Source organism: Zhouia amylolytica AD3 (assembly GCF_000511935.2).
Taxonomy (GTDB): Bacteria; Bacteroidota; Bacteroidia; order Flavobacteriales; family Flavobacteriaceae; genus Zhouia; species Zhouia amylolytica.
This window is the reverse complement of record NZ_AYXY01000027.1, coordinates 25,010-36,631: the sequence shown is the minus strand read 5'-3', so window position 1 is coordinate 36,631 and position 11,622 is coordinate 25,010. Positions and strand designations below refer to the sequence as shown.

Sequence of the window (11,622 nt, the reverse complement as noted above, 5' to 3'; positions counted from 1 at the left end):
TTTGCGATAGCAAAAATTTCCTATAAACCTTCTTGATTTTTTGGTTCGTTTTGCATCAAGAACTGCGCAGCACATCATGAGAACCTTTAAAACCAATAGACAATTTCTCGAATACAAAATGAACAAGGAATATAATATTATAAACGAATGGTTATAGCAATGACGTAACACAATTTCTTACCCCCTGAACCCCCTAAAGGGGGGAAATTGTTTTTTACGTTCTGTCATTCTGGACTACTTTGTCATTCCGAATTTATTGCGGAATCTCTTGATTATATGTTAAGTGAAACCTCTTTGATGGAATCCGGATGAAGGAATGGAGTGCTTTAATCTGAAGTGATTTTACTATAAACGAAAAAAGCTCCGAATTTCTTCGAAGCTTTTTGCGGTCTGGACGGGATTCGAACCCGCGACCCCATGCGTGACAGGCATGTATTCTAACCAGCTGAACTACCAGACCTGCATTTCATTTATGCGGCTGCAAATATACATTCCTTTTTTAATTATACAACACATTTTATGAATTTATGAATACAAATGAAATAAGGGAGAAATTGTTTCTTTACTTTCTGTCATTCTGGACTACTTTGTCATTCCGCATTTATTGCGGAATCTAGTGATTACCTGTTTTCCAAGTGGGGTTCATATGTCATTTTTATTGAATCAAATCCTTAGGTAATAGTTATATTCATCGCAATACAATGTTCTGTTCTTTTTTATTCGCGCTGGTTTCTATTGTGTTATATAGGAGCTCATGATGTGCTACGCAATTGCATTGCCCAAAAAAGTAACAAAAAACGCTAGCCTTTGCTTTTCAGTGACCCATTTTCATTTTAAATCCTAAATTAACCGAACTCGTCTGTTTCCCGAAACAGACTCAAACAGCGCTTAATTTATACGGATTCTTCAATGAATGGGTCCCCACTTACAAAGCCCATGGCGGTTTAAATAAATATACCGAACAATTCATCATCCAAATGCCTGTAGGTTCTTGAAATTAACTAGTTTAATCAGAGTATTTATTATTTGTCATTCCGCACTTGTTGCGGAATCTCTTCACTCAGAACTTAATCTATTTCTCCCTCAAGAAATTGCCACGCCTTGTTAATACAAGGCACGCAATGACGTAACACAATTTCTTACCCCCAGCACCCCTAAAGGGGGAAATTGTTTTTCTCACTAGTGTCATTCTGGACTTCTTTGTCATTCCGCATTTATTGCGGAATCCAGTGATTGTAGGTTTAAAAGGATCACTGCTGGAGTCCTGAGCAATGAATTGAAGGCTTTTTTCTGAAGTGATTTTGCTATAAATGAAAAAAGCTCCGAATTTCTTCGAAGCTTTTTGCTGGCGGTCTGGACGGGATTCGAACCCGCGACCCCATGCGTGACAGGCATGTATTCTAACCAGCTGAACTACCAGACCTGCATCTCTTTTGCGGTTGCAAATATACACCCCATTTTTTATTCCGCAAATGTTTTTCTTTAAAAAATTTAAAAGATTATAGCGCTACCTGCTAAACTTTTGTTTTTCAATAAGATATGTTGTAAGGATTTTATTTAAATCCTTTGCTATATCGGCCTCTATGTACTTGATTTTATACTGGGCGCATTTCAATGCGATCTCTTTAAAATATTTACTTACTTCCTTTTCATATACCTCTTTAAAATTTTTAGCATACAGGTCGATATGTGCCCCGGTTTCTACATCTATAAATCGCTTCGGTACCTCATCAAAATCGAAATGCAGCTCTTTTTCTTTATCCATCACATGAAAAAGTACCACCTCGTGCTTGTTATACTTCAGATGCCGCAGGGCATCGAACAACTCTTTTTGATCAGTCTCCGTTTGAAACATATCAGTAAACAAAAAGATCATGCTTCTGCGATGTATCTTCTCAGCAATCTGATGTAAATAGGTGTAAGGCCTGGTCTCTTTACCCTGACTTTCAGATAGCAACACTTCCTCCAGGTTATTGAGCAGCATTTTATGATGTCTTTCACTTCCCTTTTCTGGAGCATAGTACTCATAATGGTCTGAGAAAACACTGAGTCCAACGGCATCTCTCTGGCGTTTAAGTAAATTCATCAGGGCTGCAGCAGCAAGTACTGAAAAACCGATCTTATTCAGGTGTGACACATCCATGGTTTTCACTTCCGGGTAATGCATGGAGGATGAATTATCTATGATCAGGTGACAGCGTAAATTCGTTTCTTCCTCATACTGTTTGGTGTATAGACGATCGGTCTTAGCAAATACCTTCCAGTCGATGTGTTTGGTGCTTTCTCCTGAATTGTAGATTTTATGCTCTGCGAACTCTGATGAAAATCCATGAAACGGACTTTTATGTAATCCGCTAATAAACCCTTCCACCACTTGTTCGGCTAAAAGCTCCAGGTTTTTATAGAGGTGTACCTTATTTACTTCCTTCCCAATATCCATTGACATAGTTTCTTAAAAGATAAATGTACTTGAAATAGCGCTAAACGAAAAATAAAATTTTTTCATAAAAATGAGTAAGATTTTTACCATAAAAAGATCCTAATGTTTAATTTTATCAGTCTTTAAAACACGTTTATGAAATACGCTATCTACCTATCAATCTCTTTATTACTCTTTATTGGATGCAAAAACGACACTTCGAAAAGTCCTGCTGCTGAATCGGTTCAAGCAGAAACACCAACCTCCAATACCGAAAACTTTGGTATTGTTATTCATGGAGGTGCGGGTACCATTTTGAAAAAAAATATGAGCGATGAACTTGAGGCTCAATACAAACAGAAATTAGAGGAAGCGATCAGAACGGGTTATGCCATTCTTGAAAAAGGGGGAAGCAGCCTTGACGCTATTGAAAAAACTATCAACATAATGGAAAATTCTCCGTTGTTTAACGCAGGTAAAGGTGCGGTTTTCACCAATGAGGGTAAAAACGAACTGGATGCTTCGATCATGGATGGGAACACGCTCAATGCCGGGGCGGTTGCGGGAGTGACTACAGTGAAAAATCCTATTAATCTTGCTCGTGCGGTTATGGAGAAATCTGAGCATGTTATGTTTGCCCGAGAGGGTGCAGAAGCTTTTGCCAAAGAGCAGAACATTGAATTGGTAAATCCTTCCTATTTTTATACTGAATCAAGAATGAAATCACTTGAACGTGCTAAAGAACGTGAGCAGATCGAACTTGACCATGATGATAAGTCTGCCTTTTACGATCCTTCGATCAAGGACTCCAAATTCGGAACCGTGGGGTGTGTGGCCCTGGACAAAAACGGAAATCTTGCTGCGGGAACCTCAACGGGTGGTATGACGAATAAGAAATGGGGTCGTGTAGGAGATTCTCCGATCATCGGAGCGGGTACTTATGCTAATAACAATACTTGCGCCGTTTCATCTACGGGATGGGGAGAGTACTTTATCAGGGGTATGGTAGCTTACGATATCTCGGCCATGATGGAATACAAGAACAGTTCACTCCAGGAGGCTTCTTCGGAAGTTATTCAAAAGAAACTAGTGGAGCTTGGTGGAACCGGTGGTATTATTGCTATCGACCATCAAGGAAATGTGGCTATGGAATTTAATACTGCCGGAATGTACCGCGCCTCGATGAATAAAGACGGGGAACTCTACATCGGTATCTACAAAGAATAATACTTCATAAAAACTCTTTTAACAAACAAAACATGCGTCTGAATTACTTTTATCTACTCCCCCTCCTCGCGTTGATTATTTTCTCGTGTAAAGACCAAAAAGACGAAATTAAAGAGCAGGTTGAGAACCTCTATAAATTCAGGGAATACATTTCAGATGTTTCTCCCGGGATGATCTCAACTCACGATGACTTTAGGATTGTATTGAGAAATCCGGTTGCGGGATGGACAAATGATATGCCTTTAGACGACAACCTTATAAAAATCACTCCGAATGTAAAAGGGAAGGTAGTTGCTTTAAACAACCAGACCGTTTCATTTATTCCCGACGCTCCTCTTACACAGCATACGGAATACACCATTGCTTTAAACCTGGAAGATATCATCCCTGATATCCCTGATGAATTTGAAGTGTTCAAATTCACCACCAGAACCCTGAAGCAAGAGTTTAATATCACTACGGATCATTTACAATCATATAGCAAGGATTGGCAATACATTAAAGCTACGTTAAGGAGCAGTGATGTATTGAATCTTGAAACTGCCAGAGGGTTGGTAACTGCCACCCAAAACAAAAAACAAATCTCTATAAAGTTTGAGGAAGGGATTTCAACAGGTACGCAATTCTCCTTTACGATTGACAGTATACAACGTTTTGAAGATGACTCGGAAGTACTGGTAAACTGGGATGGATCTTCGTTTCAAATTGACTCTAAGGGGGAAACAGCGATCAATATTCCCGGGAAGAACAATTTTTCGGTGGTTAACGTAACGGTAGTTGACGGTGACCAGCAATACCTGGAAATTAATTTCTCTGATCCTCTGAAACGAAACCAGCCCTTTGATGGCTTGGTAGTCCTGGAGGGAGCAGAAAAGCTTAAGTTTTCCGTTGAGGGGAATCTTCTTAAGGCCTATCCGAACAAAACATTGAAAGGGACACTTTCGCTTGAAATTTTCCAGGGAATTGAAAGTACGGACGGGTATAAAATGAAAAATACTTTCGATGAGCGTATTGCTTTCGAGCAGATAAAACCTCAGGTACGATTGCTGCAAAGCGGGACCATTTTACCTTCATCCAACAATCTCAAGGTAAACTTTGAGGCCGTGAACCTCAGCGCTGTGGACGTTTCTGTAATCAAGGTATTTGAAAATAATGTGCTTCAGTTTCTTCAATACAACGATTTGAATGGCGGCAGTGATCTCAGAAGAGTGGCGAGGCCAATTGCCAGACAAACCATCGAACTACAAAGCAATCTTACGGAAAACAACGGTAAATGGAAGGCTTATGCCATCGATTTAAAAACGCTTATCTCTCCGGAACCCGGGGCTATTTACCGTGTTGAATTTAACTTTGGAAAAAAATACAGTACCTACCGTTGTGAAGGGGAAGCTGGCACGAATGAGGCCGTTCCGGAAGAAGCTAATTACGACGAGGAGGTTGATGAGGAAAGCTATTGGGATAATAGTGAAAGTTATTATAACGACTACTATTACGGATACAATTGGTCGGAAAGAGAAAATCCCTGCAGCCAATCGTATTATTACGGCAAAAAGATCAGTACTAATGTTCTCGCTTCGGATATCGGCGTTACCGTAAAATCAGGAAAAAACAAGAGTTATTTTGTGAGCACTACCGACCTGGTGACTGCAAAACCAATTGCGGGGGTAAAGATTACTTTTTACAACTACCAACAACAGGAACTGGGCTCTGTAGTTACTGATGAAGATGGGTTTAATATTTATGATTCCGAACATCTGGCCTTTTTTGCCATTGCAGAAAAGAACAATCAAAAGACCTATGTTAAACTGAATGATGGCAATGCGCTATCGGTGAGTAAATTTGATGTTTCCGGTGTAACTTTACAAAAGGGAATTAAAGGATATATCTATGGGGAACGCGGAGTATGGCGTCCTGGAGACACTTTATTCCTTTCTTTTATGCTGAACGATAAAGCGAATCCGCTACCGCCTAACCACCCGGTAAAATTTGAGCTAAAAGACCCATTTGGAAAGGTGACTCACAGGGTTGTCAAAACCTATGGATTAAACAACTTATACCATTTCCCGATTAAAACTGCAGACAATGCGCCTACGGGGAACTGGACTGCACAAGTGGCTGTTGGCGGAGCTCGTTTTAGCAAGGCCATAAAGATCGAGACCATTAAACCGAATCGTTTAAAAATCAAAACAAGCTTCGACTCGGAAATTTTATCTTCCGAAGGACCTATTAAGGCTAATATGGAGGTCGCATGGCTACACGGGGCTATTGCCAAGAACTTAAAAACGGATGTTTTATCTCGTTATAGCCAAAAAAGCACTGCATTTAATTCTTTTCCGAATTATGTTTTTGATGATCCTACTCGTAAATTCTCTTCTGAGGAACTAGCGGTATTCGAAGGGACTGTCGATGCAGAGGGAAAAGCTTCATATACCGTTCAACCTCAGCTGAAGCATAAAGCACCGGGAATGCTTAAAGCGTCGTTTATCACCAAAGTATATGAAAACGGGGGTGACTTTAGCACGGATGTTTTTAGTAAAACCTATTCGCCTTATGCTACTTATGTAGGATTGAGTGTTCCAAAGGGCGATAAAACCCGGGGTATGCTTCTCACGGATGTCAAACATCGTTTTGATGTGGCTACTGTTGATGAAAACGGTAATCCTAAATCGATTAATGGTCTAAAAGTTACCGTTTATAAAGTCCGTTGGCGCTGGTGGTGGGATTCGGGAGAAGACAATCTTTCTTCTTACAGTGGTTCTCAGGAACACGAAAGTATTTTCACTAAAACGATTACAACTAACAAGGAAGGTAAGGCTTCTTTTGATTTTGAACTTAAATACCCTGAATGGGGGCGGTACTTAGTACGGGTTGAAGATCCAAAAGGGGGGCATGCTACGGGACAAACCGTATATATCGATTGGCCTGGATGGGCTGGAAAATCGAGAAAAACAGATCCTTCTGCAGCTACCGTACTTGCTTTTTCTACTGACAAAGACACCTATAATGTTGGGGAAGAGGCTGTTGTTACTTTTCCAAGCAGTGAAGGTGGGCGTGCCCTGGTGACCATTGAAAATGGAACTGAGGTATTAAAATCTATGTGGATAAACACACAAAAGGAAGCCACTAAATTCGAACTTCCAATCAGCGAGCTTTATGCGCCGAATGTTTTTATGCATATCTCCCTGATACAACCTCATGCTACGACGGAGAACGACTTACCGCTTCGATTATATGGAGTGGTACCTATAATGGTTGAAAATCCTGAGACCATCCTTCAACCGGAAATCAGTATGCCTGATGTACTACGTCCGGAGGAAGAGATCTCTATCAAGGTTGCAGAAAAAACCGGAAAACCAATGACATATTCAATTGCTATTGTGGATGAAGGTTTGTTAGACCTGACCCGATTTAAAACTCCTGATCCGCGAAACACTTTTTACGCACGAGAAGCCTTGGGAGTTAAGACCTGGGATATTTACGATGATGTTATTGGGGCTTTTGGAGGGCGTATTGATCAGGTATTTAGTATTGGAGGTGATGAAGATGCGGCTGGTGCCCGCAACAAAAAAGCAAACCGATTTAAACCTATGGTGGTTTATCTGGGTCCTTTTGAACTTAAAGAGGGTGCTACCAAAACTCACGAGGTAAAGATTCCTAAGTACATAGGGTCTGTCCGCACTATGATAGTTGCCGGCAATCCGGAAAGTGAAGCATATGGACAAGCAGAAAAAACAACTCCGGTTCGAAAACCACTGATGGTATTGGCTTCCTTACCACGAAAGATCACGCCTGGAGAAAGAGTGCAACTTCCTGTTACTGTTTTTGCCATGGAAAACAAGGTTAAAGATGTTACCATCAGCTTGAAAAAGAACAATGCATTTACCATCGCAGGAGCGCCAACGCAGCAATTATCGTTTGCCGAGCCGGATGAAAAAATGGTGTATTTCGACTTGGACATCTCTGACTTTTCTGGTATTGGAAAAGTAGTGATTGAGGCCAGAGGAAATGGAGAACGTGCTTCCTACGAAGTAGAAATCGATGTCATCAATCCAAATCCGGTTACCAACTCAACCGAAGAGCTAATACTTGATCATAACGGTTCCCAAACGATCAATATTGAAACTTTTGGGATCACGGGATCGAATACTGCACAGATAGAATTCTCTACGCTTCCTCCAATGGATTTTTCGGGCAGGATGCAGTATCTAATCAGATATCCACATGGTTGCGTGGAACAATCGACTTCTGCTGCTTTCCCACAGTTATATCTGGCCAATATCTTTGACCTCACTTTCGATAAAAAGAAACAGATTCAGGGCAATATTGAAAAGGCCATTAAACGACTGGGGGATCATCAGTTGCCAAACGGTGGTTTCTCATATTGGTATGGTCAAAATCACGCGAATGACTGGGGCACTTCCTATGCGGGCCACTTCTTGTTAGAGGCTGAGAAGCAGGGTTATGTATTACCAATTTCATTTAAGCAAAACTGGATCAGTTACCAAAAGCAAGCGGCTAAACAATGGCGAAAATCGAGCACCAGGTCGGGACTTGCACAAGCTTACCGTCTGTATACGCTGGCCTTGTCGGGTAATGCGGATGTTTCTTCAATGAACAGGTTACGTGAAACCTCAGGCATATCGAACGAAACGAAGCATCGCCTTGCGGCAGCCTACGCTTTAATTGGGCAGGAGCAGGCGGCAAAAGAAATTTTCAATACCGCAAACATCAGTTTTGAACCTCAGCGCAGTGATCGCCACACCTATGGTTCACCGGACCGAAACAGGGCTATGGCCCTGGAAACGCTCATCCTTTTAGATGAAAAAGGAAAGGCACAGGAGCTTGCTGAAACCATTGCTAAAAGATTGAATGAAACCCGATGGATGAGTACCCAGACTACAGCATACAGCTTACTGGGCATGGCTCAATTTGCGGCCTATATCGGAGGAAAAGGTATTACGGCTTCTTATACCCTTAATGGCAAGGAGGAGTCTATCAGTTCTGATAAGACGCTGGCGAACAGGAATTTGACTGTTAAAAAAGGGAGCAACAGCCTTGTTGTTAAGAACAACAAAGAGGCGACCCTCTTTGTTAAGGTTATTTCATCCGGCATATTGCCTGTTGGTGAAGAAAAAACGGAGCAACGTAATTTAACTGCTCAGGTTGTGTTTAAGGGAAGGGATGGAAGTGTACTAGACATTAATAAGCTCACCCAAGGGACCAACTTTATAGCGGAGGTAACCGTTACGAATAAAAAAGGAGAGGACATCAGAGATATTGCCTTAACCGAAATATTCCCAAGCGGATGGGAAATTGTCAATACGCGATTTACTGATTTTGGAGCTTTTGCTGCCAATCAGGTGACCCATACTGACCTCAGAGATGATCGTGCCCTTTTCTATTTTGATCTGAAAAAGCATGAATCAAAAACGGTTCGGATATTACTGAACGCTTCTTATCTCGGAAAATATTATCTGCCGGGTATCCAATGTGAGGCGATGTATGATAATGACTTTATGGTCCGCACGCAAGGGAAATGGATCGAGGTAACGCAATAAGCGTTCTTAATTAAAGCATGAAGGAAAAAATTGTCCTATTCATTAAAAGGCATCCTAAAAAGCTATTGGCACTACTCCTAGTGTCAATAGCTTATTATTATTGTTTACCCAAGCAGCTTTTTGATGATCCGACAGCGACCGTAATTGAAAGTAAAGACGGGAAGCTATTAGCGGCTAAAATCGCTGATGATGGACAATGGCGATTTCCTGAAACGGACAGTGTGCCTGATAAATTCGCCAGCTGTATCGTTCAATTTGAAGATGCTTACTTTTATGAGCATCCGGGCTTCAATCCTGTTTCCATCGTGAAATCCCTTATTGAAAACATTAAGGCCGGCAAAGTGGTTCGTGGAGGCAGTACCTTAACGCAACAGGTTATTCGACTTTCGAGAAAGGGGCAACGCAGGACTTATTTCGAGAAACTTATAGAACTCGTTCTCGCCACCAGATTGGAATTAAGGGCTTCGAAGGAAGGCATTTTAAGGTTATATGCTTCTCATGCTCCTTTCGGAGGGAATGTTGTCGGGATCGATGTGGCTGCCTGGCGTTATTTTGGAGTACAACCACATCAATTATCATGGGCAGAAAGTGCTACCTTAGCGGTCTTACCCAATGCCCCTGCGCTAATATATCCCGGGAAAAACCAGACACAACTACTCAACAAGCGCAACACCCTTTTAAGAAAACTATATACGGAGCATATTATTGATTCTCTTACCTATCAACTATCTATACTTGAAGCGCTCCCTCAAAAGCCTTTTCCTTTACCTCAAAAAGCGTCTCATTTATTACAGCGGATCGATAAGACGCAAAAAGGGAAGCGCATACAAACAACCATTGATTTCAACCTTCAATCCCAGGTGAACCAAATTGTGGAGCAGCATTACCAACTCCTTCGTCAGAATGAAGTTCACAATGCCGCAGTAATGGTTATGGATATAGCATCCAGGAAAGTATTGGCTTATGTTGGTAATACTCCTACAGATAATGCACACCAAAAAGATGTAGACATCATTGATGCACCACGAAGCACAGGAAGTGTATTAAAGCCATTGCTATATACAGCCATGCTGGATGCCGGCGAACTGCTTCCAAACACCCTGGTCGCTGATATCCCCACCACCATTGCAGGATATCAACCAGAGAATTTTGATAAAAGTTATCATGGGGCTGTGCCGGCAAAGAAAGCCCTCGCCAGATCCCTCAATATTCCATCGGTGCGCTTACTACGTGAATATGGCTTGGAGCGTTTCAGAGAAGAGCTTAACATGTTCAATATCAAGAATCTCGATAAATCTGCAGATTATTATGGGTTAACACTTATTCTGGGTGGGGCTGAGAGCAGTTTATGGGATCTTACCAAAACTTATGCTAACCTTGCTTCTACTTTAAACCATTTCAATGAATCTTCCAGTGAATATTATTCGAATGAAATTCAGGAACCTGTCATAATAAACCATGATTCGATTGTCTTTGAACACAGGCTGCAACAAAAGAACTTATATGGAGCCGGCAGCATTTATCTTGCCTTTGAAGCTATGAAAGAGGTGAACCGTCCGGAAGGAGAAGAAGCCTGGGAGTTTTATGATTCTTCGGAACAAATTGCCTGGAAGACGGGCACCAGTTTCGGGAACAGGGATGCGTGGGCTATCGGGGTAACTCAAAAATATGCTGTTGGTGTCTGGGTTGGCAATGCTGACGGGGAAGGTCGCCCTGCCCTGACGGGTGTCGGTAGTGCCGCCCCTATTCTATTTGACGTATTTGACCGGCTCCCTGATGTTGGGTGGTTTGATGCGCCCTATGACGATCTTACCAAGATTAAGGTATGCTCTAAAAGCGGTTACCTGGCTTCGGATATTTGTACCGAAGTTTCCTTGTACACTTCACCGAACGGACAAAGATTCAAAGTTTGTCCGTTTCATAAGCTGATTCACTTAGACAAGAATGAACAGTTCAGGGTTAACTCATCGTGTTTGTCCATTGAAGACATCGTTAACAAATCGTGGTTTGTATTACCTCCTTTAATGGCCTATTACTATAAAGACATCAATTCTGCCTATAGGGAACTCCCTCCCTTTAAGGAGGGCTGTATAACTGAAGTAATGCCATCTATGGAATTTATTATTCCCAAAGGAAATTCAACAATGGTGGTGACCAAAGATTTCGATGGTACCCGTAATGAACTTGTATTTAAGCTTGCCCACTCGAAGCCTGCTACGATGGTATTTTGGTATTTAGACGATGATTTTATTGGTTCGACCAAAGATTTTCACGAACTATCCATACTGCCCAAAGAAGGTAATCATGTATTGACCGTTATTGATGAATTCGGTAACGAGCTACAGCGCAGGATTAAAATTGAAACGACTTCATAGTGGTTTCAACTTTTTTAGTAACTTACTGATGTAAAACAGCTTT

4 protein-coding genes and 2 tRNA genes are annotated in these 11,622 nt (G+C 41.5%); 3 read left to right on the top strand and 3 right to left on the bottom strand.

Features of this window, described 5'->3' with window-relative positions; all coding sequences use genetic code 11:
- Window positions 1–386: 386 nt before the first annotated feature.
- From P278_RS15220 to P278_RS15210, 3 genes are all read right to left on the bottom strand, one after another.
- Window positions 387–460, bottom strand: a tRNA-Asp gene (locus P278_RS15220).
- Between the two features lie 886 nt (window positions 461–1,346).
- A tRNA-Asp gene (locus P278_RS15215) sits at window positions 1,347–1,423 on the bottom strand.
- Between the two features lie 84 nt (window positions 1,424–1,507).
- Entirely contained in the window at window positions 1,508–2,440 is a 933-nt protein-coding gene (locus P278_RS15210; protein WP_038268737.1) for a DUF58 domain-containing protein, read from the bottom strand.
- A 135-nt stretch (window positions 2,441–2,575) separates the two neighbouring features.
- Between P278_RS15210 and P278_RS15205 the strand changes: the two genes are divergently transcribed.
- The 3 genes from P278_RS15205 to pbpC are packed head-to-tail and all read left to right on the top strand — an operon-like array spanning window position 2,576 to window position 11,579.
- Complete coding sequence (locus P278_RS15205; protein WP_038268736.1) at window positions 2,576–3,646, top strand: isoaspartyl peptidase/L-asparaginase family protein; 1,071 nt, start codon at window positions 2,576–2,578, stop codon at window positions 3,644–3,646.
- 32 nt (window positions 3,647–3,678) lie between these two features.
- On the top strand, window positions 3,679–9,204 hold the full coding sequence (locus tag P278_RS15200) for an alpha-2-macroglobulin family protein (RefSeq protein WP_038268735.1): 5,526 nt from the start codon (window positions 3,679–3,681) through the stop codon (window positions 9,202–9,204).
- Between the two features lie 17 nt (window positions 9,205–9,221).
- On the top strand, window positions 9,222–11,579 hold the full coding sequence (gene pbpC, locus P278_RS15195; RefSeq protein ID WP_038268734.1) for a penicillin-binding protein 1C: 2,358 nt from the start codon (window positions 9,222–9,224) through the stop codon (window positions 11,577–11,579).
- The last annotated feature ends 43 nt before the right edge of the window (window positions 11,580–11,622 follow it).

Coding starts and splice junctions, on each gene's coding strand:
- P278_RS15205 (WP_038268736.1), top strand. CDS start 2,576: ATGAAATACGCTATCTACCTATCAATCTCTTTATTACTCTTTATTGGA.
- pbpC (WP_038268734.1), top strand. CDS start 9,222: ATGAAGGAAAAAATTGTCCTATTCATTAAAAGGCATCCTAAAAAGCTA.
- P278_RS15210 (WP_038268737.1), bottom strand. CDS start 2,440: ATGGATATTGGGAAGGAAGTAAATAAGGTACACCTCTATAAAAACCTG.
- P278_RS15200 (WP_038268735.1), top strand. CDS start 3,679: ATGCGTCTGAATTACTTTTATCTACTCCCCCTCCTCGCGTTGATTATT.